The 24,815-nt window shown below is 63.3% G+C and carries 26 protein-coding genes; 13 read left to right on the top strand and 13 right to left on the bottom strand.

Annotated elements, in window-relative coordinates:
- Positions 1 to 72: 72 nt before the first annotated feature.
- Positions 73 to 432, top strand: coding sequence for a hypothetical protein (locus tag WBR68_RS00950; protein ID WP_370641163.1), 360 nt, complete (start codon positions 73 to 75; stop codon positions 430 to 432).
- Between the two features lie 2 nt (positions 433 to 434).
- Positions 435 to 1,025 (top strand): DUF2946 family protein, encoded by a 591-nt coding sequence (locus WBR68_RS00945; protein ID WP_050447290.1) that lies wholly within the window; start codon positions 435 to 437, stop codon positions 1,023 to 1,025.
- 21 nt (positions 1,026 to 1,046) lie between these two features.
- Here WBR68_RS00945 and WBR68_RS00940 read toward each other — a convergent pair whose 3' ends face one another.
- Entirely contained in the window at positions 1,047 to 1,448 is a 402-nt protein-coding gene (locus tag WBR68_RS00940) for a DoxX family protein (RefSeq protein WP_050447291.1), read from the bottom strand.
- 130 nt (positions 1,449 to 1,578) lie between these two features.
- Between WBR68_RS00940 and WBR68_RS00935 the strand changes: the two genes are divergently transcribed.
- The 5 genes from WBR68_RS00935 (at position 1,579) to WBR68_RS00915 (ending at position 5,756) form a co-directional block, all read left to right on the top strand.
- Positions 1,579 to 2,511: a LysR family transcriptional regulator gene (locus WBR68_RS00935; RefSeq protein ID WP_050447292.1), complete on the top strand. Its 933-nt coding sequence runs from the start codon at positions 1,579 to 1,581 to the stop codon at positions 2,509 to 2,511.
- A gap of 10 nt (positions 2,512 to 2,521) precedes the next feature.
- A complete protein-coding gene (locus WBR68_RS00930; RefSeq protein WP_230693367.1) occupies positions 2,522 to 3,103 on the top strand; it encodes an NUDIX hydrolase in 582 nt (193 codons plus the stop codon).
- The gene (gene aat / locus WBR68_RS00925; RefSeq protein WP_230693366.1) at positions 3,100 to 3,873 is read left to right on the top strand and encodes a leucyl/phenylalanyl-tRNA--protein transferase; all 774 of its coding nucleotides are present in this window, start codon (positions 3,100 to 3,102) and stop codon (positions 3,871 to 3,873) included. The genes WBR68_RS00930 and aat overlap by 4 nt, the downstream gene beginning before the upstream one ends.
- 40 nt (positions 3,874 to 3,913) lie before the next feature.
- Positions 3,914 to 4,648: an arginyltransferase gene (locus tag WBR68_RS00920; protein WP_050447295.1), complete on the top strand. Its 735-nt coding sequence runs from the start codon at positions 3,914 to 3,916 to the stop codon at positions 4,646 to 4,648.
- A gap of 64 nt (positions 4,649 to 4,712) precedes the next feature.
- On the top strand, positions 4,713 to 5,756 hold the full coding sequence (locus WBR68_RS00915) for a quinone-dependent dihydroorotate dehydrogenase (RefSeq protein ID WP_050447325.1): 1,044 nt from the start codon (positions 4,713 to 4,715) through the stop codon (positions 5,754 to 5,756).
- 157 nt (positions 5,757 to 5,913) lie between these two features.
- On the opposite strand, the gene WBR68_RS00910 is transcribed toward WBR68_RS00915, so the two are convergent.
- The gene (locus tag WBR68_RS00910; protein ID WP_050447296.1) at positions 5,914 to 6,492 is read right to left on the bottom strand and encodes a phasin family protein; all 579 of its coding nucleotides are present in this window, start codon (positions 6,490 to 6,492) and stop codon (positions 5,914 to 5,916) included.
- Between the two features lie 383 nt (positions 6,493 to 6,875).
- On the opposite strand from WBR68_RS00910, the gene WBR68_RS00905 reads away from it, so the two are divergent.
- The gene (locus WBR68_RS00905; protein WP_050447297.1) at positions 6,876 to 7,853 is read left to right on the top strand and encodes a tripartite tricarboxylate transporter substrate binding protein BugD; all 978 of its coding nucleotides are present in this window, start codon (positions 6,876 to 6,878) and stop codon (positions 7,851 to 7,853) included.
- Positions 7,854 to 7,929: 76 nt separating this feature from the next.
- Here WBR68_RS00905 and WBR68_RS00900 read toward each other — a convergent pair whose 3' ends face one another.
- The 3 genes from WBR68_RS00900 to WBR68_RS00890 form a co-directional block, all read right to left on the bottom strand.
- Positions 7,930 to 8,793 (bottom strand): IclR family transcriptional regulator, encoded by an 864-nt coding sequence (locus WBR68_RS00900; RefSeq protein WP_050447298.1) that lies wholly within the window; start codon positions 8,791 to 8,793, stop codon positions 7,930 to 7,932.
- 125 nt (positions 8,794 to 8,918) lie between these two features.
- Positions 8,919 to 9,734, bottom strand: a complete 816-nt coding sequence (locus tag WBR68_RS00895; RefSeq protein WP_050447299.1) for a competence/damage-inducible protein A — start codon at positions 9,732 to 9,734, stop codon at positions 8,919 to 8,921.
- 31 nt (positions 9,735 to 9,765) lie between these two features.
- Positions 9,766 to 10,575 (bottom strand): EI24 domain-containing protein, encoded by an 810-nt coding sequence (locus WBR68_RS00890; RefSeq protein WP_230693365.1) that lies wholly within the window; start codon positions 10,573 to 10,575, stop codon positions 9,766 to 9,768.
- A gap of 64 nt (positions 10,576 to 10,639) precedes the next feature.
- Here WBR68_RS00890 and WBR68_RS00885 point away from each other — a divergent pair, with 64 nt between their 5' ends.
- Entirely contained in the window at positions 10,640 to 11,023 is a 384-nt protein-coding gene (locus WBR68_RS00885; protein ID WP_230693364.1) for a thioredoxin family protein, read from the top strand.
- Between the two features lie 76 nt (positions 11,024 to 11,099).
- Here WBR68_RS00885 and WBR68_RS00880 read toward each other — a convergent pair whose 3' ends face one another.
- The 3 genes from WBR68_RS00880 to WBR68_RS00870 all read right to left on the bottom strand — a co-directional run bounded on the left by WBR68_RS00880 (position 11,100) and on the right by WBR68_RS00870 (position 14,042).
- Positions 11,100 to 12,578, bottom strand: a complete 1,479-nt coding sequence (locus WBR68_RS00880; protein ID WP_127183633.1) for a DEAD/DEAH box helicase — start codon at positions 12,576 to 12,578, stop codon at positions 11,100 to 11,102.
- A 382-nt stretch (positions 12,579 to 12,960) separates the two neighbouring features.
- A complete protein-coding gene (locus WBR68_RS00875; RefSeq protein WP_050447302.1) occupies positions 12,961 to 13,296 on the bottom strand; it encodes an AzlD domain-containing protein in 336 nt (111 codons plus the stop codon).
- Positions 13,293 to 14,042, bottom strand: a complete 750-nt coding sequence (locus WBR68_RS00870; protein WP_050447303.1) for an AzlC family ABC transporter permease — start codon at positions 14,040 to 14,042, stop codon at positions 13,293 to 13,295. The genes WBR68_RS00875 and WBR68_RS00870 overlap by 4 nt, the downstream gene beginning before the upstream one ends.
- Before the next feature lie 311 nt (positions 14,043 to 14,353).
- Here WBR68_RS00870 and WBR68_RS00865 point away from each other — a divergent pair, with 311 nt between their 5' ends.
- Genes WBR68_RS00865 through WBR68_RS00855 form a run of 3 tightly spaced genes read left to right on the top strand, consistent with a single transcriptional unit; the run spans position 14,354 to position 16,153 of the window.
- A complete protein-coding gene (locus tag WBR68_RS00865; RefSeq protein ID WP_050447304.1) occupies positions 14,354 to 14,572 on the top strand; it encodes a zinc-finger domain-containing protein in 219 nt (72 codons plus the stop codon).
- A gap of 40 nt (positions 14,573 to 14,612) precedes the next feature.
- On the top strand, positions 14,613 to 15,035 hold the full coding sequence (locus WBR68_RS00860) for a YybH family protein (protein WP_050447305.1): 423 nt from the start codon (positions 14,613 to 14,615) through the stop codon (positions 15,033 to 15,035).
- A 17-nt stretch (positions 15,036 to 15,052) separates the two neighbouring features.
- A complete protein-coding gene (locus WBR68_RS00855; RefSeq protein WP_127183632.1) occupies positions 15,053 to 16,153 on the top strand; it encodes a YheT family hydrolase in 1,101 nt (366 codons plus the stop codon).
- Positions 16,154 to 16,207: 54 nt separating this feature from the next.
- Here the strand turns inward: WBR68_RS00855 and WBR68_RS00850 are convergent, their stop codons facing one another.
- Positions 16,208 to 17,731, bottom strand: coding sequence for a M48 family metalloprotease (locus WBR68_RS00850; RefSeq protein WP_050447307.1), 1,524 nt, complete (start codon positions 17,729 to 17,731; stop codon positions 16,208 to 16,210).
- A gap of 57 nt (positions 17,732 to 17,788) precedes the next feature.
- Between WBR68_RS00850 and galU the strand changes: the two genes are divergently transcribed.
- Positions 17,789 to 18,640, top strand: coding sequence for a UTP--glucose-1-phosphate uridylyltransferase GalU (gene galU / locus WBR68_RS00845; RefSeq protein WP_050447308.1), 852 nt, complete (start codon positions 17,789 to 17,791; stop codon positions 18,638 to 18,640).
- Between the two features lie 31 nt (positions 18,641 to 18,671).
- Here galU and WBR68_RS00840 read toward each other — a convergent pair whose 3' ends face one another.
- The 4 genes from WBR68_RS00840 to WBR68_RS00825 all read right to left on the bottom strand — a co-directional run bounded on the left by WBR68_RS00840 (position 18,672) and on the right by WBR68_RS00825 (position 24,386).
- Positions 18,672 to 19,544 carry a cytochrome c oxidase assembly protein gene (locus WBR68_RS00840; protein ID WP_157055417.1) on the bottom strand — a complete coding sequence of 291 codons (873 nt, stop codon included), beginning with the start codon at positions 19,542 to 19,544 and terminating at the stop codon, positions 18,672 to 18,674.
- A 98-nt stretch (positions 19,545 to 19,642) separates the two neighbouring features.
- Positions 19,643 to 20,749 (bottom strand): porin, encoded by a 1,107-nt coding sequence (locus tag WBR68_RS00835; protein ID WP_230693363.1) that lies wholly within the window; start codon positions 20,747 to 20,749, stop codon positions 19,643 to 19,645.
- 62 nt (positions 20,750 to 20,811) lie between these two features.
- Entirely contained in the window at positions 20,812 to 23,616 is a 2,805-nt protein-coding gene (gene mgtA, locus WBR68_RS00830) for a magnesium-translocating P-type ATPase (protein ID WP_230693362.1), read from the bottom strand.
- 431 nt (positions 23,617 to 24,047) lie between these two features.
- On the bottom strand, positions 24,048 to 24,386 hold the full coding sequence (locus tag WBR68_RS00825) for a hypothetical protein (RefSeq protein ID WP_050447311.1): 339 nt from the start codon (positions 24,384 to 24,386) through the stop codon (positions 24,048 to 24,050).
- Between the last annotated feature and the right edge of the window lie 429 nt (positions 24,387 to 24,815).

Below are 24,815 nucleotides of genomic sequence, written 5' to 3'. Positions count from 1 at the left end.
GCGGTACAGTCGAGCCCCTCTTGCACCCGGTATCTCGCAACTCGTTACGCATCCCTACGCGCGGACAATCGAATGATTGCTAAGGTGACGCCGTTTTCCACTCACGTCGACGCTATGCACCGCACTCTGAATTCCCGCGCCTGCTCCCCCATGCTTGCCTTGTCGACCGCGGCATTGCTGTCGCTTGCGCCGATTGCGGCCGAGGCCGACAACGACCGCCATCACCATCGCCACGGACGCGAGTACAAGGAAAAATACTGGGACGGCGCGTGCAAGGTCGAGCGCAAATGGAAGCGCAACGGCGAATACCAGGAAAAGCGCAAGTGCCGCGATGATTATCGGCACGGGTACTATGCACAGCCTCAGGTTGTCGTGCCGATGGCGGCCCCCGCCATTGTCATCACACCGCCTTCCATCATCATTCGGCCCTGAACATGGATCAATCGGTAAAGGACGCACTTGCTCGCTGGCCCAACGTGCCGGCGGTATACGGCTGGCTGTCACTGGACGGACGCGGCCGCTGGCGCCTGCATCCGCAAGGCCAGGCCGGGCAAGGCGGCGCGGGTGAATCCATTACCAATGCGCAGATCCTGGAGTTCATCAACCGCAACTATGAACATGACGACGCTGGCCGCTGGTATTTCCAGAACGGGCCGCAGCGGGTCTTCGTGCGTCTGGATGGTGCGCCGTTCGTGCTTCGCCTGAGCGACGATAACGGGCGCCTGCTGACGCACACGGAAGTAACCGTAAACGCCATCAATAGTTGGTGGCTGGATGATGCTGGCCAGTTGTATGCGGTCACCCAGGCAGGTGCGGGGTTGCTGCTGGACCGCGACCTGCCCGCGGTGCTGGAAAAACTATCGACCCAGGATGGCGCCCCCCTGCTGGAGGCCTTGGCCGATCTTTCGCCGGACACAACGATCTTGGTGTCCTGGCCTGGCGTTTACGCTGCCGCGCCACTGCGCGCGATCACGCGGCGGGACGTGGCGCGAAGCCTGGGGTTCGATCCCAATCCGGCGGGTTGATACTCAACTGCGCGGGTTCTGTCAGCCGCGCCCGCTCTTGACCAAAGCGAACTTGCCATCACCCAGCAGCACCAGCACGGCGGCTGCAACGGTCAGGAAGATCGGGTATTCCCAACCGCCGCCAGCATTGCCGAAGCCCCAGCCGTTGCCAAAGTGCACGGTGGACGCCACGAACAACTGCACCACCGCGATCGCCGCCACCCAGCGCGGCACGATGCCCAAAATCAACAGCACGCCAGCGCCCACTTCGAAGAACGTGACGGGATAGGCCAGCCAGCCGGCGAACCCGATCTTGGCGAAGAACTGCGCGGTGCCGGGCAGCGTGAACACCAGCAGCTTGGTCAGGCCGTGGGCCAGGAACATGACACCAAGCGCCACGCGCAGCAGCAGCGCGGCATAGGGTGCGGTACGGGTATCGATCATTGCGGTTTCCTTCTGCGGTTGGGGAATCGCCCAACACGGGAGATCCTTTCAAGGGCGCTATTCTTGCGATTCCAAAAACAAAGATAAACCTGCAGAATTGCAAATTATTGTTCCCCGTTAGGAAACAATCTTGGATACACACACCGCGATGCAGACCTACGCCAAGGTCGTTGAATTAGGTTCTTTCGCGGCGGCGGCCGACAAGATGGGCCAGGCGCGCTCCGTGGTGACGCGGCAGATTGCCTATCTGGAGCAAAAGTACGGGGTGCGCCTGCTGAACCGCACCACGCGCAAACTCAGCATGACGGACGCCGGGCGGGCGTTCTACGAGCGGGTGCGCCCCATCTTGGCCGAAGTGGCCGATCTGGAGCTGTCGCTACAGGCCGAGGGCCAGCGCCCCAGCGGCCGCCTGCGGGTCAGTGCGCCGGTGTCGTTCGGCATTCTGCACCTGGGGCCCGCCATTGCTGAGTATCTGCAACGCTATCCCGACGTTGTCATCGACCTGGACCTGAATGACCGTGTGGTGGACCTGGTGGAAGATGGGTACGACGTGGCCGTGCGTATCGGGCCGCTGCAGGACTCGTCGTTGGTGGCGCGCCCCCTGGCGCCGCAGCAATTGCGGGTGTGCGCCGCCCCTGCCTATCTGAAGCGCCACGGCACGCCCAAGACACCGGAAGACCTGAAGCAGCACCGCTGCTTGCACTATGCCTACGCCAGCACCGGCAATGAATGGCATTTCGAGAAAGACGGGGTCACGCATCTGGTGCGCGTCACTGCCGCGCTACGGGCCAATAACGGCGACGTGCTGCGCACCGCCGCACTGGCCGGCCACGGCATTATTCTGCAACCCGAATTCCTGGTCGGCGACGATATCCGCGCGGGCCGGCTGGTGGCCTTGCTTGCCGACTACGCCCACACCCCGATTTCCATGTACGCCATCTACCCCCACCGCCGGTTCCTGTCGCCCAAGGTGAGGTCGTTCGTCGAGCACCTGGAAGAGCGCTTCGGTGGCGGCGCCCCGGCCGCTCCCGTGGGACGCGCCGGACCTCGCCGCAGCCGTTAGAATCAACCCCATGACTGCCAAATCGCCCATCGAATACTTCCCCGCCCCCCGCCGTTCGCTTTTTTGCAGCCAGTGCGGCACGCCCGTCAACCGCCGGGTGCCGGAAGGCGACAACCGTGAACGCGACATCTGCGATCACTGCGGCGCCATCCACTACCAGAATCCGCGATTGGTGGTCGGCACGGTTCCCGTCTGGGAAAACCGCGTGCTGCTGTGCCGCCGCGCGATCGAACCGCGCTACAACACCTGGACGCTACCCGCCGGCTTCATGGAGCTGGGCGAAAGCACGGCGCAGGGCGCGGCCCGCGAAACCCTTGAGGAATCCGGCGCGCGTATCCGTCTGGGCGATCTCTACACCATGATCGACCTGCCGCAGATCGACCAGGTGCATGTGTTTTATCTCGCCCAGGCGCTGGGCCCCGAGCTGGATCCCGGCCTGGAAAGCCTGGAAGCCCGCTGGTACGATGAAGCGGACATTCCCTGGGATGACCTGGCATTTCGCACCGTTGCAAGCACGTTGCGTCATTACTTCGACGACCGCAAGCAAGGCGCGTTCGTTCCCCATCACTACACCCTAGAATCGCACCGTTGAAGCTCCCCTGGCTTGCCGTCGACACTCCGTTTCCGCCCGCGGAATTTGCGCTGACGGAACCGGACGGCCTGCTCGCGGCCGGTGCCGACCTGTCCCCTGACCGCCTGATACAAGCCTATTCCAACGGCATCTTTCCTTGGTATTCGGAAGGCGAGCCCGTGCTGTGGTGGAGTCCGGACCCGCGCATGGTGCTGGCCACCAAGGACTTTGCACCGTCCCATTCACTGCGCAAGCTGCTGCGGCAAATCGCCAGCCAGGAACATGACGCGCAACCGCGCGTGCAGGTGCGCGTGGATACCGCTTTCACGGACGTCATGGCGCAATGCGCCGCCCCCCGCGCGGGGCAGCCGGGCACCTGGATCACCAGCGCCATGCAGCAGGCCTATGCGGACTGGCACCGGGCGGGCTATGTGCACAGCATTGAAACCTGGGTTGACGGCGAACTGGCCGGCGGCCTCTACGGCATCAGCCTGGGCCGCATGTTCTTCGGCGAATCCATGTTCACCCGTGCGCCCAACGCGTCGAAAATCGCCCTGGCCTATCTGGTGCGCTATCTGGCGGCGCAAGGCGTCGAGCGCATTGATTGCCAACAGCAGACACAGCATCTGGCCAGCCTGGGCGCTCGCCCCATACCGCGCGCGCAGTTCCTCCAGTACGTCCGCCACGCGACCGCGCAGCCGCCGGTGTTCTGGGCGCGCGGCACCTTGGACAGCGCCGCGCGCCTGTTGCCGGACGCCCCATCCAGCGGCGACTTAAGCGTTAATATGTAGCCATCTCATCGCGGACGTACCGCGCGATGCGCACGACTCCATGAGCCAGCTCAAAGAACTCCCCTTCTCCACGCTGCAGTTCTACGCAACCGCTCCTTACCCGTGCAGCTACCTGCCGGGGCGCCAGGCGCGGTCGCAGGTTGCCGCGCCGGGCCATCTGATCAACGCCGGCACCTATTCGCAATTGGTTGAGCAGGGGTTTCGCCGCAGCGGGCTGTTCACCTATCGTCCCCATTGCGACAACTGCCGCGCCTGCGTACCCGTGCGGGTGGACACGGCGGGCTTCGCGCCCAACCGCAGCCAACGGCGCGCCTGGCGCGACCATCAATCCCTGCAGTCATTCGTGGCGGAATTGGCCTGGTCGCCCGAGCATTACCGACTGTATACGCGCTATCAGCAGGGTCGCCATCCCGGCGGCGGCATGGACGAAGACAGCCGCACGCAGTACGCGCAATTCCTGCTGACCAGCCGGGTCAACACACGCCTGGTGGAATTCCGTGACCCCGAGGGTGTGCTGATGATGGTGTCGATCATCGACGTGCTGGATGACGGGCTGTCTTCGGTCTACACGTTCTACGATCCCGACGTCGAGGGCAGCCTGGGCACCTACAGCATCCTGTGGCAGATCGAACAGTGCCGCACGCTGAGCCTGCCCTGGCTCTATCTGGGCTATTGGATCGCCGAGAGCCGCAAGATGTCCTATAAGTCGAGCTTCCATCCCGCGCAGTTCCTGGTGGATGGGCAATGGCGGGACCAGCCCGATCCGTCCCTTTGACCTGCGTGCGGAGTGGCCCGGGTTTGCCGCAAGCGCGGTGAAATTCGCTCTACAATTCCGCCCCATGTCTATCCTCTTTCACGCCTATCCCCTGGCCCGCCCGGCGTTGTTCGCCATGGACGCGGAAACCGCCCACGAAGTTACGCTGTCGGGCCTGCAACGCGCTTACGAATGCGGCGCCACGCGCAAGCTGATGCATGCGCAGCCCAAGGCGCCATGCACGCTGATGGGCATGCAGTTGGAAAACCCGATCGGGCTGGCGGCGGGGCTGGACAAGAACGGCGCCTATATCGACGCGCTGGGCAACCTGGGCTTTGGTTTTATCGAGGTGGGCACGGTGACGCCGCGCGCGCAGCCCGGCAACCCCAAGCCGCGCATGTTCCGGCTGCCGCGCGCCAATGCGCTGATCAACCGGCTGGGTTTCAACAACCAGGGCCTGCCCGCCTTTCTGGCCAACGTGCAACGCAGCCAGTGGCGCAAGCAGGGTGGCATCCTGGGCCTGAATATCGGGAAGAATGCCGACACGCCCATCGAGCGGGCGGCAGACGATTACCTGATCGGCCTGGAAGGGGTGTACCCGCATGCCGACTACGTCACCGTGAATATTTCTTCGCCCAACACCAAAAACCTGCGGGCGCTGCAAAGCGGCGACGAGCTGTCGGCGCTGCTGGCGCAGTTGGCCGACAAGCGCCGCGCCTTGGAAGACCAGTACCAGCGCCGCGTGCCCATGGCGGTGAAGATCGCCCCGGACCTCACGCAAGAACAGATCGACGCCATTGCCGATACCTTGCCGCGGCACGGCATTGATGGCGTCATCGCCACCAACACCACGCTGTCTCGCGACGCGGTCACGGGCCAGGCGCATGCCGAAGAAGCCGGCGGCTTGTCGGGTGCGCCGGTGCATGAGTTGTCGTTGAAAGTAATACGCCGCCTGAAGGAAAAACTGGGCGACAGCCTGGCGATCATCGGCGTGGGCGGTGTGCTGTCGGGCCAGCAGGCACGCGAAAAAATGGCCGCGGGCGCGGATGCAGTGCAGTTGTACACCGGCCTGATCTATCGCGGCCCTGCTCTGGTCACCGAATGCGTGCGAGCCACGGCAAAACGCTAGCCATCAAGGGGCGGTGCGCGGCCCCGGCCTTGCGCAGCAGGACAAAAAGCGTCAGGCAAAAAAAGGGGCCACCCTGTGGGTGGCCCTAATTCCAGCTCTGCTCTGTCACTCAACAGTACTACATTACTGCGATTTGCGCAGCATCGCGCGCCAAGAATCAGGCGGTGCGACGGCTACGGCTGGCAACCTTGGTGGCGGCGTCGGCGGCATCCGTTGCAGCCTTGAAGGTCGCGTTGGCGGCGGCATTCAGGTTCGACTCGGCAACTTCAGCAGCCTGCTTGGCGGCCTTGCTCACGGAATCGTAGGCGCTGGTCGCGGTGGCCAGCGAGGACTTGATCAAGGCGACGGCGCTTTCCGAACCAGCCGGAGCGTTCTTCGACAATTGGTCGACGGCTTCGCTCAGTTGCTGCTGGTTTTCAGCGATTTGCTCTTCGGTCAGTTTGACCAGGCTGCCTTGCACACCGGCAACGATGTCATACACGTGCTTAGTGTAGGCCATGGCCTTTTCAGCGCCCGGCTGCAGCAGGCCCGAGGCAAACGCCGCGGCTTCCTGCGGGTCCTTGACTTCAGAGGCTTGCTGCGACTTCTGGGCGACTTCGTCCAGCGTGGCGCGCACGACCTTCATGTTCAGCTCGACCAGCTTTTCAAAGCCGGCGAAAACGGCGGACTGGGCAGCCACGAAAGTGTTGATGCTGGCCTTTTGGCGGTCCAGGACTTGTTGCGGAATTGCGCTCATAGAATGCTCCTTTAGTGGTAGCCGGACGCTTTCCGGCAAGAAGGATTGGTTGTCTGCGACGAAAGATAGAAACGTGCGCGGAAACTGGTACTACAAGCTACCGCCGGCCCGTTTGATGCACTGCACAATTCACATTCTAGACTGGCAGAAATTGTTGTCAAGCGGTTTTTGTGCAACGCAACAAGTGTTTGCACTTTAACGGTGCAAGGGATTGCATGTCTTTGATCCACGACAAGTTTTTCCCATGATTCGGGAAATACCGGACATGACGGCGTATCAATTCTTTTCTAAACTGCTTGCACGCTGATGACAGAAAAAACACACCATAAATCAGTGGTCTATAACTAAATCGCAGCAAGCAAAACCCTGCAATTGGAGACTTCATGACCCTAATTCCCCGCACGCTTTCGGCCCTGCTCGCGGCCAGCGCCATGTTCGCGGCCGGCGCCGCCCAAGCGGAATTTCCGGACCGCCCCATCAATATGGTGGTGCCGTTCGCCGCAGGTGGTCCCACCGACAACGTTGCCCGCTCGCTGGCGGAAGCCATGCGTCCAAGCCTGGGGCAGACGGTCGTGGTTGAAAACAAGGGCGGCGCTGGCGGCACGATCGGCACGACGCAAGTGGCGCGCGCCCAGCCGGACGGCTATTCCGTCCTGCTGATGCACGCGGGCTTCACGACCGCTCCGTCGCTGTACAAGAACCCCGGCTACGACCCGTTCAAGGGCTTCGAACCCATCGGCCTGGTGGTTGATGTACCCATGACCATCATCGCGCGGTCGGACTTCCCGCCCAACAACATCAAGGAACTGGCCGAATACGTCAAACAGAACAAGGACAAGGTGTCACTCGCCAACGCTGGCATTGGGGCCGCCAGCCACCTGTGCGGCACCATGCTGGTTGAAGCGCTGGGCGTCCAGCTGCTGACGATTCCGTACAAGGGCACCGCCCCGGCCATGAACGACCTGCTGGGCAAGCAGGTGGACATGATGTGCGACCAGACCACCAACACCACGCAGCAGATCGAAAGCGGCAAGGTCAAGGCCTACGCCGTGACCAGCCTGAAGCGTGTGCCCACGCTGCCCAAGCTGCCGACCATGGATGAATCCGGCTACAAGGGTTTCGAAGTGGGCATCTGGCACGGTATGTGGGTGCCGAAGGGCACGCCCAAGCCCGTGGTGGACAAGCTGGTCAAGAGCCTGCAGGCAGGCCTGGCCGACCCCAAGTTCCAGGAACGCATGAAGGTGCTTGGCGCCGCGGTGCTGACCGAGGAAGCCAACCCGCAGGCGCTTGAGGCCAAGGTCAAGCAGCAAGTCCCGCAGTGGGCCGAGCTGTTCAAGAAGGCAGGCCTTCAGCCCCAGTAACGCCGTTGACGAGAAAAGCCCCGCAAGGGGCTTTTCTCATGGCGCGGGCCGGGGCCAGACCCGGGCCTGCCCGAGCTTAAGGGCGCAGGGCTTCCGCGGCCATTCCCAAGCCATTGAAGCCGGTGGACACCGATGGTTCGTATCCCAACGCTTCGGAAATACTGGCGGCGGTGTCGACCAGCGCTTTGATCCAATCGTCCTGCAGGCGTTCGGCCGGCGCCGAGATGGACAGCCCGGCCACCAGCTTGCCAGTGTCGTCAAAGATCCCCGCGGCGATGCAACGCACGCCAAGCTCCAGCTCTTCGTTGTCGCGCGCATAGCCATGGCGCCGCACCAGCGCCAATTCGCGTTCCAGGCGGTCCAGGTCGGTCAGGCTGTTGCGCGTGTGGCCGGCCAGCCCCGTGCGCAGCGCATAGGCGCGAACCTGGCGCGTATCGCCGGTGGACAGGAACAACTTGCCGGTCGAGGTCAGGTGCAAAGGCGCGCGGCCGCCGATGGCCCGCACCACCTGCATGCCGGAACGCTCGCTCCAGGCACGGTCGATATAGACGATTTCATCCCCCTGCTGCACCGACAGGTTGATGGTTTGCCCGGTCAGCTTGTGCAGCGAACGCATGGCCGAAATGGCAGCCTCGCGGACGTTCAGGCGGCCCTTCACCAACGACCCCAATTCCAGCAAGCGCATGCCCAACTGGTATAGGCCGTTGTCGACGCGCTCAACATAGCGGCCCACAACCAGATCGTTAAGAATGCGGTGCGCGGTTGACGCGTGCAGCCCGGTGGTGGCCGACAATTCCTTCAGCGTGACGGGATCCTGCTGCGCGGCCAGGGCATCCAGCAGACGCATGGCGCGCTCGATGACCTGGATGGCGATGGGATGGCTGGATGCGCCTTCGGTTTCGGCGTCCAGGGGGGTGCGGGGGGGCGAAAGACGGGGCATAGGGTTAGATAGGGCTAGCGCCGCAACACCGAAAAAAGTCCGGTCTTGCGGCAACGCAGCAAACAGTCCTTTCCCGTATTGTGAAATTTACGACGCCATTTTGCAATGGCTTTTTGCAAGGTTTCCTATGCGGCGGCTGGCGGCGCCAGCTTTCCACCCAGCCGCAGTACCTCGGCGCGCAGGAACTCAAGCGCCTCGGCGGCACCGACGGGTTCGCCCTTCACGCCCAGCTCAATATGAGGCGTTCCGCCGGCTTCGCCCACGCTGGGCAAGCTGAATGCGCGCACGTCCGGCCATCGGCTTTCCACGCTGACCATGGCCGGTGTGATGCGTGATTCAGGCATGCTGAACACCAGGAACGAATGCTCGACATGGGCTCGCACATGCTGCAGCGCACGATAGCGGGTGTCCAGCGTCCATTCCAGCATCGGCCAGGCCATCACGGGAAAGCCGGGCACGAAGGTGTGATCCTGAATGAAAAAACCGGGAATGCGGTTGTACGGGTTCGGTACGATTTCACAGCCTTCCGGAAACATGCCCATCTGCAGGCGCTGCTGGTTCTCGGGCGCGCTCATGTCAGCCGTGCCCTGCCCTTTGGCGGCCATTTCAGCGGTACGCAAAGCAATGGCTTGCTCGGCTTCGGGGTGCAAGGCCAGCGGCAGGCCCAGCGCGGCGGCGGCCGCTTGACGCGTATGGTCGTCGGGCGTGCCGCCAATGCCGCCGCACGAAAACACCACGTCGCCCGTGGCGAAGCTGCGCCGATAGGCGGCCACCAGTGTGTCGCGGTCGTCGGGCAGGAACTCGGCCCAGCCCAGTTGCATGCCGCGCGCGCTGAGCAGCTCGACGACTTTGGAAAAATGCTTGTCCTGACGGCGGCCCGAGAGGATTTCATCCCCGACGATGATGAGGCCTATGCGACGGGCGGCGGATTCTGCGGCCATGTCCAATTCCAGAGGTAAGAGAAAAATACGGTCAGACGTCGATGACGTTGTCCTGGCGCAGGCGCTTGAGCGCGTCCAGCCCGTAGTGAGCGTAGACCAGCGCCGAAAACACCGGCAGGATAATCCAGGCAGGCGGCAAGAGGTTCAGCAGCGAACAGATCAGGCCGATGGTCCAGAAGCCACGATTGTTGCGATCCAGGATCAGCTTGCGTTCTTCGGGGCTGGCGTGTTCAACAATGGCGTCCACGCGCATCATGCGCGAGAACGCAAAGGCCCACCAGAAGATCGACAGGATGACCGCCATGGGGGGCACCAACCACAAGGGCAGCGTCAGCACCCAACCGACGGCAAACGCGGCCGACACCCAGACGGCATTCCACACGCTGACCGCCGTTGAAAACTTGCCTCGTCGTGTCACGGTGGCGTATTCGCGCTGCCCCACATGGCGCAACACCAGCGGCATCACGAACACCGCCGCGATCGCCAGGCCCAGAATGCCGGACACGGGCAACAAGATGGCTGCGGCAATGACGGGAATGAGATAGATCTTGAGCGAAAACAAGCCCATGGCGATCATCCATTCGTCGGCTCGATTGACCATGTCCCAGTGCGATACCTCGGCACGCAACCAGTCCGTCAACGGCGTCCAGAATAGGTACAGCAGCAGGAACGCGCCAACCAGCGCAATCAGGAAAGGAAGCAGCACCGCGAACAGCATCGTCGGGTGGCATTGGGACACCAGGGCGCGCTTGAACGCCTGGCCAACGCTGACGGCGCCGCTGCCCGCGCCAGAGTATCGGTCATTGCCGGGAGGGGCGGTATCAGTGCGCAAAGCAGTCATGGAAGCTGGCAAAAGGGGGTGGACATCCCGGGTATGATAGTCAAACACGCCTCGATCTGCTCACATGTCTCTACTCGTACCCGGCACCGACCTGACCACCCTGCGCGCTCGGCTTGGCACCACTCCTGAATCCTGGCTGGTCGCCTGTTTTTGTGCGGCATGGTGCGATACCTGCGAGCAATACAAGCCCAAGCTCGAAGCCCTGGCCGACGCACTGCCACAGCATGTCTTTGCCTGGATCGACATCGAAGACCACGCCGAACTGCTGGGTGACGTAGACGTCGAGAACTTCCCCACGCTCCTCGTGCGGATTGGATCGCGCGTCGTGTTCTACGGCCCCATGCTGCCGCATATCGGGCATCTGGAACGGCTGCTTGAAAGCGTGAACGCAGACAGCCCGGCGGTCAGCACCGAACTACCCGACTTGCCCAAGCTGCTGGCGGCCTGATTCCCGCGCGACATAGAAAAACCCGCAAGGCCCATGGCTGGGCGTTGCGGGTTTTTTCATGCGTCGTGGCTGGCGATCAGTTCTTGCGCGAACCGCCCAGCAGTACCGCCACTTGGCGCTTGGGCGCCGTCGAACCACTGTCGTTCTTGGGCGCCTGCTCTTCGGCGGGCGTGGCCGAGGGCGAAGGCTCGTAAGGCTTCAGGAAGAAATCGTCCACCGGCTGACGGGGGCCGCTGGAGGTGTAGCCCGAACGGCGATCCGACGAACGGCTACCGCGGTCGCCACGGCTTTCACGACCGCCTTCGCGGCCTTCGCGCGAGGACGAACCCGAGCGTTCTTCGCTGCGTCGGTGGCTGCGCGCCACGGCATCTGCCGGCAGGTCGAGCGTGCCGCGCGGCACTTCGCGCTTGATCAGCTTTTCGATGTCGAGCAAAAACCGTTCTTCATCGGGCGTGAACAGCGCAATGGCTTCGCCCGAGGCGCCCGCGCGGCCGGTACGGCCGATGCGGTGCACGTAGTCTTCGGCGTTGTACGGCAAGTCGTAGTTGATGACGCACGGCACCCCAGCCACGTCCAGGCCACGCGCGGCAACGTCGGTGGCGACCAGCACTTCCAGATCGCCCGCTTTGAAGGCTTCCAGCGCCTTCATGCGGTCCGCCTGGGTTTTGTCGCCGTGGATCGATTCGGCCTTGACGCCATCGCGTTCAAGTTCGCGGGCAAGGCGCGCCGTGCCGATCTTGGTGTTCGAGAAAACGATGACCTGTTTCAGCCCGCGCGACTTCACCAGATGCACGACCGCGGCGCGCTTGGCGTCACTGGGCATCTTGTAGGCGATCTGCGTGATGGTCGTGGCCGTGGCGTTGCGCGCCGCGACTTCAATTTCAACCGGCTGGTTCAGATACGAACGGCCCAGCTTGCGGATTTCGTTGCTGAAGGTGGCCGAGAACAGCAGGCCCTGACGCTGTGCGGGCAACAGGCGGATGATGCGTTCCAGATCCGGCAAGAACCCCATGTCCAGCATGCGGTCCGCTTCGTCCAGCACCAGGATGCCGACCTGACTCAGGTTCACGTTCTTTTGTTCAACGTGATCGAGCAAGCGGCCGGGCGTAGCCACCAGGATTTCGCAGCCACGGCGCAGCGCTTCTTTCTGCGGACCAATATCCACCCCACCAAACACCACGGCCGAACGCAGCGGTGTTTGCTTGCTGTAGCGCTTGACGCTTTCGAATACCTGGTCGGCCAATTCACGCGTGGGCGTGAGGATCAGCGCCCGCACCGGGTGCCGCGCGGGCGACGCGCTGGTGTTGGCCAGGGGCATCAGGCGATGCAGGATGGGTACGGTGAACGCGGCCGTTTTGCCGGTGCCGGTCTGGGCGGCGCCCATGACGTCGCGCCCTTCCACCACCACAGGGATGGCTTGCGCCTGAATGGGCGTCGGAATGGTGTAGCCGGTTTCGGCGATGGACTGCAACAACAGCGGGTGCAGTCCAAAATCGGCAAACGTCGGCGCGGGCGCGTCGGCGGTGGGTGCTACGGATTGAGTGGATTCAGTCATCAGGGTTTGGCAGATACCGGGACCAGTGAAAAAGAACAAAACGAGAGTGCTACATGCACTGCACTACATACGCATCGGGGCAATCTGAATACACGTGGTCGCGTTGCGACGGCACGCAAATCGCCGCGAAGCGGATAGGGCTTCGCGGGCAATCGGCACCCTGCCTTGCAGGCCAGCGGGCGCATTCTGGATTCGATACTTATGAGGGCAGTACCAGGCCCGGATTGCTGTGGATACGAGGGATTTTAGCGCAGGCGCCTTACCACAACGTCAAACCGTGGTTTCGGGCGGCGGCCCAAGCCGCGCCAAGCAACGGGCGCGCCCGCTCCCAGGCGATTTGGAGTGTCCACCAGATGGACTAATCATGATTGAGGACCGGACATCAGCCGGCCAGCCAGCGCAACCCCCACAACACCAGCATGCCCGCCACGATCACCAGCACGGCGCTGCGGGTACGCAAGAAAACCATGATGGCGACCAGGCCGGCCACCAATTTGTAGTCGAATACCGGCCCCAGACCCGCCTTCCAAGGCAGCAGGTCAGGCACGACGATGGCGGTCAGCGCGGCAGCGGGCGCATAGCGCAATGCCCGACGCACGCCATCGGGCAAAGGAATGTAGTCGCCGAACAGCATGAAGCCGGCGCGGGTCAGTACGCTGCACAACGCCAGCAAAAGGATGGCCGAATAGACGTAGATCTCGGAGGGCCAGAGAGTCATGGACGCGCCTTGAAGAATCGTTCGGCCCACATGCCCGCCACCACGCCGGCCACGACGGCCGCCGCCAGGCCCAGCCGCAACGGCAGCACCTGGCCCGTCCAGGCCACCACGCCGGCAGCCAGCATGGACACCAGCATCGGCTTGGAGCTGGCAAGAGGCACGGTGATTGCCAGCAACGCCAGCACCGCGGCGAAGTCCAGCGACCAGCCGGTGGGCACCATGGCGCCCAGATAGATACCCACGATCGAAGACGACTGCCAGACCAGCCAGCCCGGCACGATCGTGCCCAGGAAGAACCACAGTTGTTCGCGGGTGCCGCGTTCGGCCGAATCTCCAAAGCGCGGCATGAACAGCACGAAGCCCATGTCGGTGGTGAAATAGCCCAGCCCCAGGCGCTTGGGCCAGGACAGGTGGCGGAAATACGGTTGCAAGGCCGCGCCGAAGATGATGAAGCGCAGGTTCACGACGAAGCCCGCCGCAAAAATCAGCCACAGCGGCGCACCGGTGGCAATCAGCGGAAGTGAAGTCAGTTGGGCCGAGCCGGCATACAGCAACAAGGTCATGGCCAGGGCCATGGATTCGGTCAGGCCGGACTTGACCATGGCCACCCCGGTCACCAGACCCCAGGTCGCCGTGGCGATCAGCGCGGGCACGATGGCATGGACGCCAGCACGAAACGCGCTCAGACGTTGCTGGCGAACCGCGCCGGGATCTTCAGACTCAGGAAACGCAGATTCAGAGGACAACGGCTGACCCCTGGCGATTCGGACAGGACGACATGGGAACTCTTACGGGTTGCGTGGGCCGAATGGCACCACGGCGGTGCGCGAATAGGCCGATATTGTAACCCCGCTGCTTGATACAATACGCGCCTGGAATTTCTTGGCTGGTAGCGGGCTGGCACATGCCGAAATCGACAATGGTGAATGGCCGCGTCCCGAAGTACCATCACTGGCTAAGTAAGATGCGATTCTGATCCTTCATTCGCGCGAGCGGCCGCAGGCCGGCCGCATATTGCCCCAACCTGCCGTTTATCGGTTTTTTTTTAGGAACATCCATGACCGCTGCTGCTCCGGCCGCCGTCCCCAACGCTCACGAAGTCATTGAAGTCGGCGCAGAAGACCTGCCCGTTTTCTGCCCCGGCCCGAAAGCGCCGTTGTGGAGCATGCACCCCCGCGTCTTCCTGGACGTTGCCCGCACCGGCTCGGCCAGCTGCGCCTACTGTGGCGCGCAATATCGCCTGAAAGAAGGCACCGTGCTGCACGGCCACCACTAAGCACGCCGCCCCGCCGCACAACGCCACCGTCACAGCAGCCATGTTTGCCACCCCCGAAGAAGCTGAACACGCATTCTACGAAGCCCTCGAACAGGGAGACAGCGTCCGTCTGATGCAAGTGTGGGCCGACGACGAAGAAGTCATCTGCATCCACCCTGGCGGCCTGCGCATCGTCGGACACTCGGCGGTGCAGGAATCCTGGCAACAGGTGCTGTCCAACGGCCCGCTGCACGTACGCCCGTTGCGCCCACTCGTCATGCTTAGCATGATGTGCGCGGTGCATGTGCTGGTTGAGCAGGTGGCCGTACGCACACGGGAAGGCATGCAGTTCGCAAACTGCTACGCGACAAACATCTACCACAAGGGCCCAACCGGTTGGCGCATGGTCATGCACCATTCGTCTTCGGCGCCCACGGAAGCCGGGGTGCTCGACTTGCACGACGTACCCGACATGCTGCATTGAATCGGGTGGATCTTTAGTTGGCCGCTGCTCGTCTTGATTCGTCCCCCTGCCCCGTTCCCTCCTGGTTGCCCGGAGGCGACAGCCAGACGGTCTACGCATCCCTGTTCGCGCAATACCATCGGATCGCTTTCGTGCGGGATCGGGTGGACACGCCCGACACTGATTTCGTGGACTTTGACTGGACCGGCCCCGGGCTGTTTCCGCACAAAGCCGCCGATGGCGCGCCCGTCAGCGGACAGGGACCTGTCGCCAATGGCAAAACCGCCGCGGCGCGCTGGATGACGGCGCCCGACTGGCAGTCGCTGCCCCAGACGCCCGACACGCCCGCGCTGATACTGCTGCACGGGTTGGAAGGCGGCAGCAACAGCCGGTATGCCCAGTCCATCGCCCACTATTTCCGCGCGCGCGGCTGGATCGTGGTGATCGCGCATTTCCGCGGCTGTTCCGGGGTGCCCAACCGGTTGGCCCGGGCGTATTATTCCGGCGATTCCGCCGAAGTCGGCTTTCTGCTGAATACGGTGCGCGACCGTCTTCCCCATGCGCGCTGGCATGCGGTGGGGGTATCGCTGGGCGGCAATGCGCTGCTGAAGTACCTGGGCGAACACCAGGAAGATACGACGTGGCTGACTGCGGCCGCTGGCGTGTCGGTGCCGTTGGACCTGGTTGCCTGCGGCAAGACGCTATCCACCGGCATATTCAACCGGCGCGTGTACTCGGCCCATTTCCTGAAAACGCTTAAGCACAAGGTGCTGGAAAAGGCGCATCGTTTCCCCGGCGCGATTGACGTGATGCGCATCGCGCACGCGCATGACCTGCGCGAATTCGATGACACCTACACCGCGCCCATGCACGGGTTCCGCAACGCACTGGATTACTGGACCCGCGCGTCCAGCAAACCCTGGCTGTCCAAGATTTCGGTGCCCACGCTGGTACTCAATGCGCGCAACGATCCGTTCATCCCCGCCGCCTCGCTGCCCAAGCTGGAAGACTGCTCGCCGGTCATCTTGCTGCACCAGCCCAGCGACGGCGGGCATGCCGGGTTTCCCACCGGCGCTTTTCCCGCGCACCTGAACTGGCTGCCGCAACGCCTGGGGCGCTTTTTCGAAACGGGCTTGTAGGCAAGGGCGGGCAAAACGCGCCCGGCGTTTCGCCCCGGGCGCATGGCGTGCGCGTCAACCCGACCTGAAGCGTTCCAGCAGTTGCCGCTCTTCGGCCAGCTTGTCTTTCACTTCCTTGATCTGCACATCAATCTGCGATTGCTCGTAGAAATCGGTGGACAGCCCGCGCGCCTGCTGCAACTGCGATTCCGCGGCGGCAAACGCGCCGGTCATCACATAAAAGCGCGCCAGATCGCGGCGCGCCTGCACGGGCTTGCCATTGCGCTCTTCGCTTTGCGCCAGCATCTGATAAAGCCCGGGTTCGTCGCTTCCCCATTGCTTGATCTTCGCGCGCAGATAGTCTTGCGCGTCGGCATGGCGGCCATTGCTTTGCAGCGCCTGAGCATAGGCCATGCCCAACGCACGCTGGTCGGGCCAGCGCTTGGTGGCCGATTGGGCCAGCTCCAGCGCGCGCGGATAGTCCTTTCGGGCCAGCGCGATGTCCACACTGAGCTTGGCGAGTTGAGCGGAATTGCGCCCCCCGGCCGTAGCCAGGTTCCAAAGCCGCTCCGCTTCGGCCAGGTTGTTGCGCTGGAACGCCTGCAAGGCCAGCCCGTAATACGCCGCCGATTGGCGCACGCCGGACAGCGCGCGCGCCTCGTCCTGCAATTGCTGCCCGGCCGACCGCAGGCTGACGGCATCGCGCCCCTGCACCACCCGCATCTTGGCGCGCACGTACCAGAAGTCGTCACTATCGATATGGCGCGAGGGCGGCAGCGAGCGCACGCGGTTCTGCACGTCGGACATACGTTCGATGGACAACGGGTGGGTACTGGCCCATGAGCCCCCGCCCGCGCCCTCGTTCAGGCGCGATGCGTTCATCAGGCGCGAGAACATCTGCGACATGCCTTCGGCGTCGTAGCCCGCCTTGGTCAGCATCTGGAAGCCGGCGCGATCCGCCTCGCGTTCGGCATCGCGCGAAAAACCCAGTTGCCGGTTGATTGCCGCCGCCTGACCAAACGCCGCCACGCCCATCGCCAGGTCGCCGCCGCCGCCCGCCAACGCCGCCAGCAGCGCGCCCGCCAGGCTTGCCAGCATCACCATGCTGTTCTGGCTCTGCTGCGTCATGCCGCGCGCAATGTGGCGCTGCACGACGTGGCCGATTTCGTGCGCCAGCACAGCGGCCAATTCGGATTCGCTGGCCGACGACACAATCAAGCCGGTATTCACACCGATGAATCCGCCGGGCATGGCGAAGGCGTTGATCTCGGGGTCGCGCACGCCGAACATTTCCACCTCGGGCACGGCGCCGGGCGCAAACGCGGCCAGCTTGCGGCCCATGGTCGTCAGGTATTGGCTGAGTTCGGGGTCATCGACGTAGGTGGGGTCGCGCCTGCCCTGCGACATGATGGCTTCGCCCAAGCTGCGTTCCAGCATCGGGGACAGCTCGGCGGCAGACGCCGCGCCCATGGATGGCAGGCCGACGGGTTGCGCCCAGGCGGCGACGGGAATGGACGGGGCGATCAAGGCGGCGCTCAGGCCGAGAATCGCGCTTCGTTTCGCAATAGCGCAAATGGATGGCATTTTCCTGCGGTTCATAAGCCTATGATAGCGATGAGCTTAAAATGTTTCATCGATACTCCCAACGAGGTCTCAATGCGTCCCGTCCGTAAAGCCGTTTTTCCCGTTGCCGGCATGGGCACACGCTTCCTGCCCGCCACCAAGGCGATGCCCAAGGAAATGCTGCCCGTGGTCGATAAGCCATTGATTCAATATGCCGTCGAAGAGGCCGTGGCCGCCGGCATCACTGACCTGATTTTTGTGACCGGCCGCAACAAGCGCGCCATCGAAGACCACTTCGACTCCGCCCCCGAGCTTGAGTCCGACCTGGAAAGCAAGGCCAAACACGAGCTCTTGGCCATGGTGCGGGGCATTCTACCCGCGCATGTGAATTGTCTCTATATTCGCCAGTCCGCCCCGCTGGGCTTGGGCCACGCCGTGCTGTCGGCCGCTCCCGCCGTGGGCGACGAGCCCTTTGCCGTGTTGCTGGCCGATGACCTGATCGACGCCGACACGCCCGCCATGAAGCAGTTGGTGGATGTTGCCGTTGCGCAGAACGCCAGTGTGCTGGGGGTGCAGGACGTGCCCCGCGCCGATACGCGCAAGTACGGCATCGTGGCAACTCGTGCCGGCGAAACCCATCTGGATCCCCGCACCGAGCGCGTCACGCATATTGTTGAAAAGCCCGAACCCGATGTCGCTCCGTCGACACTTGCCGTCGTGGGCCGCTACGTGCTGGAAGCCGCCATCTTCGACCATCTGCGCTCAACCAAAATGGGCGCGGGCAATGAAATTCAGTTGACCGACGGCATTGCCTCGATGATGCGCGAACGCGCTGTCTACGCGCACCGTTTCGAAGGTGTGCGCTATGACTGCGGCAACAAGGCGGGCATGTTCCAGGCCACTGTGGCGCTGGGCAAGAAATACCACGGCCTGGTGCCGGAATAAGCCCAAGCCTGAACCCGAGTCCGAACCCGCGCTAGCCCGATAGCGCCGCCCGCGCCTTGGCCCGGGCCCGCGCATCGCGGTCCACCTTGCGCAGCCGCCCCTTGGCGGACAGGCGCATCAACGTGCCCAGCGCCACCATCAAGCCAATCACCTCGACCAGCGCGGCGGGAATCCACATCGTCAAGCCGCCTATGGTCTGGTCGGTTTGGGCCGACATCGCAATGGCTCGCCCGCACAGTTCAAACAAGGGATAGATATCGCTTTCGGTAAAGGCGATGACCGCGCCCGCCACCATTTGCGGCAGCATGGTCAGCACGGGGGAGATGACACGTCCGCCCGGCGTCATGGCCGCGGGCGGCGCGGGCCGGCGGTCCAGGATCAGGTTCCAGTACATGAAGCCACTGATCACGACTGACCAGTTCATCAGGCGATACAGCCGCCAGTCCAGCATGGAATAGAACTGCACCGACGGAATCAGCCAGATCAGCACCAGGAAGACGAACAGCGCCGGAACGAAGATTTTGTTGGTCAGCACCGCCACCGTGACCCGACCACTGCGCGTGCGCAGGAAATCACGCAGACGGATGCGCCAGGCCATCGGCAGGCCGGCGCGCATGACTTGCCCCGGAAAGGCCGCCATCACCAGCAGCGGACCCAGGTGGTGCAGCACCAAATGCTGTATGCGATGGATGAAGAACATCCGCTCGGCGTAGTAATCCACCCGGGTGTGCAGCGACAAATACAACAGCACCAGCCCGGCCCAGAACAGGAAGCGCCGCGCCCCGGTCACATGGTGCACACGCTGGCCGCGCACGAACAGCACGATCGCCGCCACGAAGGAAGCGACCAGCGTGGGAGAGAACTCCCAGGGTATGAGCCATTCAAGACTATCCATGCGGGCCATCCGAAAGACACCGGGGAAGACAAAGGCGGCGACTTGCGCCAACCCGTGCGCTGATTGTAGTAGACCGCGCCGGCCCGTGGTCCGGTGGGTCGGCAGGATCAGAAGTGGTGCGAAACGCCCGCTCCGACGCGCGTGGTGTGGGAATGGGCGGGGTCAAACTGATTGTCCAGCGTGTAGTTGGACGCATAGCCGGCAAAACCGTAGAACGTCGTGCGCGCGGACAGGGCATAGGTATAGCCCAGGGTTGCCACCTGCGCCTTGCGCGCCGTCATGCCGTTGTCCCATTGCCAGTCAGGCCGCGCCATCGACCACTGCACCAGCACGGCACCGGGGCCGACGGGCACGCTGGCGCCCAACAGCCAGGCATTGATGGCCCCGCCCTGCACAAACGGGGCCGGACCCAGCCCCTGGCCCGGCGTGTCGGGGTCACCCCCGTTCAGGCCCACATAGCCGTTTTTCTGGCGTGTCCAGGCCAACGAGACCTTGAGCACGTCAAAGTCGACTGCCGCGCCCAATTGCACGGCGCGCGGCCGCTTGCCACTGCCTGCTGGGGAATCCGCCAACTGCAATTGGTCCCAGGTGGCCACGGCCAGCAGCGGGCCGCTTTCGAACTTCAAGCCGGCGCTGGCGGCGCGCGGGTTCTGCTGGGTCCGAAAATGATTCTGGTCGTCGGCATCAAAGGAATAGCCGACGCCGATTTGAAACCCGTTCCAGTCCGCCGACGTAACGTTCACCATATTGCTGAACTGGAAGTTGTCCGAGGCCTTGAACGTGGCGCCCATGCCCATGTCCTTCCACGAGGCGATCTCCAGCGCGGACCCGTACATCTGGCCGACGGTGTTTTGGCGCCCGAAGCGGATCTCACCGTAGCGGTCGCTGCCCGCGCCCACCCAGGCCGCGTAGTTGAACAGTCGGCCCTCGTCTTCCGCCTTGCCGCTGGACGGATCGAAACCGCTTTCCAGGCGAAAGCGGGTATGCCAGCCATCGCCCAGATCGTCGGTGCCAGACAGGCCCCACAGCGAATCCGTCAGCCCCCCGTTCAACACGGCAGCGCGGCTGCCTTGGCCGGACACCCGGGTTACCGCCACGCTGGCGTCAACCACGCCGTACAAGTGCAGGCCGATGTCTTCGACCGCCGCCGCGGCGACCAGCGCCGGCGGCATGCTCAGGCCCGCCATGAGCGCGGTGCAAAATGCTTTTTTCATGCTCTTCTCCTATCAGGGCGGACACCCGCGCCCGCCCTGTCAGATGTGACCCTATCGTGGTCTTATTGCCAGCCGTAGCGGCGTACCCAGATACCCTTGAGCAACTGCGTCAGCACGCAATAGCTCAGCAACACCCCCACCAGCCAAGGGAAGTACGCCCACGGCAAGGCCTGCAACTGGAAGTACTCAGCCAAAGGCGAGAACGGTAGCGCAAGGCCCAGCACCACCACCATCGCCGTCATGCCCAGCAGCGGCCAGGCCGCGCGGCTTTGCAGGAAGGGAATCCGGCGTGTGCGAATCATGTGCACGATCAGCGTTTGCGACAGCAGGCCTTCCACGAACCAGCCCGACTGGAACAAGGTTTGATGCTCGGGCGCGTTGGCCTGGAACACAAACCACATGATGGCGAACATGGCGATGTCGAACAGCGAGCTGATCGGGCCAAAGAACACCATGAAGCGCCCCAGGCCGTCCGCGTCCCATTGCTGTGGCTTCTTCAGCAGTTCCTCGTCGACGTTGTCGAACGGAATTGCAGTTTGCGAAATGTCGTACATCAGGTTTTGCAGCAACAGATGGATGGGCAACATCGGCAGGAACGGCAGGAAGGCGCTGGCCACCAAGACCGAGAACACATTGCCGAAGTTCGAGCTGGCCGTCATCTTCAGGTACTTGAGCATGTTGCAGAAGGTCTTGCGGCCTTCGAGCACGCCGTCCTCCAGCACCATCAGGCTCTTTTCCAGCAAGATGATGTCGGCGGCTTCCTTCGAGATATCCACCGCCGTATCCACCGAAATGCCCACGTCGGCGGCGCGCAGGGCCGGCGCGTCGTTGATGCCGTCGCCCATGAAGCCCACCGTGTCGCCCTGCGCGCGCAGGCTGCGCACAATGCGCTCTTTGTGCGCGGGCGTCAGCCGGGCGAACACATTGGCTTCACGCACGGCCACGGCCAGTTGCGCATCGTCCATGGCCTCGATGTCCGCGCCCAGATAGACGCGGCGCACGTCGAAACCCACTTCGCGGCAGACCTTCTGCGTAACCAGTTCCACGTCTCCCGTCAGCACCTTGACTTCGATGCCAGATGCCTTCAGCGCAGCCAGGGCCGGACCGGTCGATTCTTTTGGCGGATCCAGAAAGGCCATGTAGCCCACCAGCACCAGGTCGGATTCGTCGGCCACGCCATAGGTCAACTGCGTAGGCGGCATCTCCTTGACGCCCACCGCGATCACCCGCAGGCCGTCGCGATTAAGCTCAGCCGTCACCCGCCGGATATCCGCGCGCCGCGCATCCGTCAACGGGAGCACCGCGTCGCCCACGCGCAGCCGCGTGCAGGCCAGCAGCATTTCTTCCAGCGCGCCCTTGCAGATCAGTTCGTGATGATCACGGCCGTTCTCGGTTTCATTGACCACGACCGACATCCGGCGCCGAGAGAAATCGAAAGGAATTTCATCCACTTTGCGGTACCTGGCCGCCAGGTTCAGGCTGCGCTTGAGCTCCGCGTGCTGCAGCACCGCCACGTCCAGCAGATTCTTCAGGCCGGTTTGGTAGTAGCTATTCAGATAGGCATAGGCCAATACGTCGTCGCTGCTGGCTCCGTAAACGTCGGTATGCCGTTCCAGCACGATGCGGTCTTGCGTCAGCGTGCCGGTCTTGTCCGTGCACAGCACGTTCATTGCGCCCAGGTTCTGGATGGCGTCCAGCCGCTTGACCACGACTTTACGGCGCGACATGCGCAAGGCGCCCTTGGCCAACGTGGCTGTGACAATCATCGGCAGCATTTCAGGCGTCAAGCCCACGGCAATGGCCAGCGCGAACAGCAGCGCCTCCAGCCAATCTCCCTTGGTGAAACCGTTGATGAGCAAGACGATGGGCGCCATCACCAGCATGAAGCGGATCAGCACCCAGCTGACGCGGTTGATGCCCTGCTGAAACTGGGTCGGCGCGCGGCTGGCTTGCGTCACCCGGCCGGCCAACTGGCCGAAATAGGTATTGGCGCCCGTGGCGATGACCAAGGCGCTGCCCGAACCGCTGACCACGTTGGTGCCCATGAACGCCATGTTTTCCAGTTCAAGCGCGTTCTGGGTCTCTACGCGCTGGACGGCATGCTTTTCAACCGGTAGCGATTCGCCCGTCAACGCCGCTTGGGCAACGAACAGGTCTTTGGCGTTCAGGATCCGGCAGTCGGCGGGAATCATGTCACCCGCGGACAGCAGCACCACATCGCCCGGCACCAGCTCGGCCAGCGGCACTTCCATCTGGTGCGAGCCGGAGTCGTGCAAGGGGGCGCCGAACAATCGCCTGGCGTTGCCGGCCGCCGGCGCCTCGGCGTTCACGCGCAGCACGGTGGCGGTGTTCTGCACCATGGCTTTCAGCGCTTCGGCCGCGCGGTTTGAACGCAATTCCTGAGCAAAACGCAGCACGGTGGAGATCAGCACCATCGACCCGATGATTGCCACCGCCGTCCACGATTTGTCGTCCGGCTCGGCCATGCGCACATCGGTCAGCCACGACAGACCGGCCAATGCGGTCAGCAGCAGATTGAAAGGGTTGCGATAGGACAGCCACAGGTGGGATACCCAGGACAGCGGCTTTTCATGGTCGACCTCGTTGGCGCCGTGGCGTTCGCGCGCCGCTTGCGCCTGAGCTTCCGACAGGCCGCCCCGGCCGCTGGCCAAAAGCGAGAACAAGGCATCCAGCCCCATGCTTGACCGTTCCAGCATATGGCGGTTGGCCTGCCGCGAGGCCTCGGACGGCGTCGACACGGCGCCGTTTTGGCTGCCCTGTTCAAGAATGGGAGTGCGCCGGAAATGCCGGCTTGCGCGCCGCCGGCTCGCGGCGGACGAAAAGAAAGACTTCAGAAAGGTAAACATCGGAGTGCTCCGGTTCTTGTTTGATTTCTTGTCGGAGACACGGGCGCGCCCACCCTGGGCCAGGCACGCGGACAGCGGCGGGCCGCGACTTTCACGCTGAAAGCCGTCAAGCCGCCCCTGATGGGCGTGCACAGGCACCGGGGCAACGTTGCCGGTGTCCGGATCGCGGTGAAGTCGCGCCGGAGTGCGGAAAACGGAAAGGGAGCTAGCTAGGAATCGAGACCGGCGCCTGGGGCGCGTCCGTCGTCAAAGACGGGGCCTAGGCCGGGGATTCATTGCTGCGGAGTCCGCCAGAACCGGGATGCTGTCCGGCCGGTCGGCTCAGAAGAGAAGACAGGTCAGACAGTCATGCCGGCGCCACACACAGGGCGCAATCGAGGGTCAGGGTCTAAGGCACTGGGCATGATCTCTCCGGTAAGAAGCAGCGGTTCTCAAGCGGCCATCGCGGCGGCTTGCGCGCCGAAATGCACGTGGCGAACGGCGGGGTTGGCGCTGAGGCGGCGCGCTTGCGACATCAATTCAGCGCGCAATTCGGGCGGGCAATTGACGGTGATGCAAGCTGACGCCAGGTTCGGGTCGCGGCCTTGGTCGACCTGCACTTGCGAGACATCCAGGCCGGCGGCGCTGAAGTCCAGGCAGATCTGCTTGCGCAAGGCGCCCAATTCGTCGCGCGGACAAATGACCGTCAAACGCGACGTGCCGCGACGGCGGCTCAGGGCGGTGGCACGGTCTACGCCAGCGCGGCGTAGGAACAAGTCGAAGAAACGCATAACGACCTCCATTGCAAGATGGGGAGCGGTATCGCGAGTACGCGAGCAGCCGGACGCGGCGCATGGCAACGTGCACAAAAGACGTGCACGAACGCTGACGCTGCGACTAGCGGCGGTTCTGGCGGTTTATGTTGGGGAATTTCCCGGCAAGCCGAAGGCCTGCGCTATTGCCCGGGTAGAAGCCCAGGGCTTGGGATACGCCGCAACCTGTATGACAGGATGCGGCAGATGGAGCTCTGCGTGTTTCCTGTCAGACAGCGATGTCGATGCAAGATCGACTACTTTCGCCGGAATCGGTATTCACGAAGACTGCTCCTGAGATGGATAACGGACGGATTTTACGCGGGTTTCCACTGATGGACAAGGTTTTTGCGGTTTAACGTCACAACGGTGCAAAAAAGATAAAGCGGCGCAAAGCGTGTCAGCCTT

The organism is Achromobacter sp. JD-1 (assembly GCF_038594925.1).
GTDB classification, from domain to species: Bacteria; Pseudomonadota; Gammaproteobacteria; order Burkholderiales; family Burkholderiaceae_B; genus Achromobacter; species Achromobacter spanius_C.
The sequence above is the reverse complement of the archived record's forward strand: the minus strand, read 5'-3'. Positions and strand labels throughout refer to the sequence as shown.

What these genes read in the sequence shown, in the direction of transcription:
- WBR68_RS00950 (WP_370641163.1), top strand. Translation starts at nt 73, where the DNA reads ATGATTGCTAAGGTGACGCCGTTTTCCACTCACGTCGACGCTATGCAC.
- WBR68_RS00945 (WP_050447290.1), top strand. Translation starts at nt 435, where the DNA reads ATGGATCAATCGGTAAAGGACGCACTTGCTCGCTGGCCCAACGTGCCG.
- WBR68_RS00940 (WP_050447291.1), bottom strand. Translation starts at nt 1,448, where the DNA reads ATGATCGATACCCGTACCGCACCCTATGCCGCGCTGCTGCTGCGCGTG.
- WBR68_RS00930 (WP_230693367.1), top strand. Translation starts at nt 2,522, where the DNA reads ATGACTGCCAAATCGCCCATCGAATACTTCCCCGCCCCCCGCCGTTCG.
- WBR68_RS00920 (WP_050447295.1), top strand. Translation starts at nt 3,914, where the DNA reads ATGAGCCAGCTCAAAGAACTCCCCTTCTCCACGCTGCAGTTCTACGCA.
- WBR68_RS00915 (WP_050447325.1), top strand. Translation starts at nt 4,713, where the DNA reads ATGTCTATCCTCTTTCACGCCTATCCCCTGGCCCGCCCGGCGTTGTTC.
- WBR68_RS00910 (WP_050447296.1), bottom strand. Translation starts at nt 6,492, where the DNA reads ATGAGCGCAATTCCGCAACAAGTCCTGGACCGCCAAAAGGCCAGCATC.
- WBR68_RS00905 (WP_050447297.1), top strand. Translation starts at nt 6,876, where the DNA reads ATGACCCTAATTCCCCGCACGCTTTCGGCCCTGCTCGCGGCCAGCGCC.
- WBR68_RS00900 (WP_050447298.1), bottom strand. Translation starts at nt 8,793, where the DNA reads ATGCCCCGTCTTTCGCCCCCCCGCACCCCCCTGGACGCCGAAACCGAA.
- WBR68_RS00895 (WP_050447299.1), bottom strand. Translation starts at nt 9,734, where the DNA reads ATGGCCGCAGAATCCGCCGCCCGTCGCATAGGCCTCATCATCGTCGGG.
- WBR68_RS00890 (WP_230693365.1), bottom strand. Translation starts at nt 10,575, where the DNA reads ATGACTGCTTTGCGCACTGATACCGCCCCTCCCGGCAATGACCGATAC.
- WBR68_RS00885 (WP_230693364.1), top strand. Translation starts at nt 10,640, where the DNA reads ATGTCTCTACTCGTACCCGGCACCGACCTGACCACCCTGCGCGCTCGG.
- WBR68_RS00880 (WP_127183633.1), bottom strand. Translation starts at nt 12,578, where the DNA reads ATGACTGAATCCACTCAATCCGTAGCACCCACCGCCGACGCGCCCGCG.
- WBR68_RS00875 (WP_050447302.1), bottom strand. Translation starts at nt 13,296, where the DNA reads ATGACTCTCTGGCCCTCCGAGATCTACGTCTATTCGGCCATCCTTTTG.
- WBR68_RS00865 (WP_050447304.1), top strand. Translation starts at nt 14,354, where the DNA reads ATGACCGCTGCTGCTCCGGCCGCCGTCCCCAACGCTCACGAAGTCATT.
- WBR68_RS00860 (WP_050447305.1), top strand. Translation starts at nt 14,613, where the DNA reads ATGTTTGCCACCCCCGAAGAAGCTGAACACGCATTCTACGAAGCCCTC.
- WBR68_RS00850 (WP_050447307.1), bottom strand. Translation starts at nt 17,731, where the DNA reads ATGAACCGCAGGAAAATGCCATCCATTTGCGCTATTGCGAAACGAAGC.
- galU (WP_050447308.1), top strand. Translation starts at nt 17,789, where the DNA reads ATGCGTCCCGTCCGTAAAGCCGTTTTTCCCGTTGCCGGCATGGGCACA.
- WBR68_RS00840 (WP_157055417.1), bottom strand. Translation starts at nt 19,544, where the DNA reads ATGGCCCGCATGGATAGTCTTGAATGGCTCATACCCTGGGAGTTCTCT.
- WBR68_RS00835 (WP_230693363.1), bottom strand. Translation starts at nt 20,749, where the DNA reads ATGAAAAAAGCATTTTGCACCGCGCTCATGGCGGGCCTGAGCATGCCG.
- mgtA (WP_230693362.1), bottom strand. Translation starts at nt 23,616, where the DNA reads ATGTTTACCTTTCTGAAGTCTTTCTTTTCGTCCGCCGCGAGCCGGCGG.
- WBR68_RS00825 (WP_050447311.1), bottom strand. Translation starts at nt 24,386, where the DNA reads ATGCGTTTCTTCGACTTGTTCCTACGCCGCGCTGGCGTAGACCGTGCC.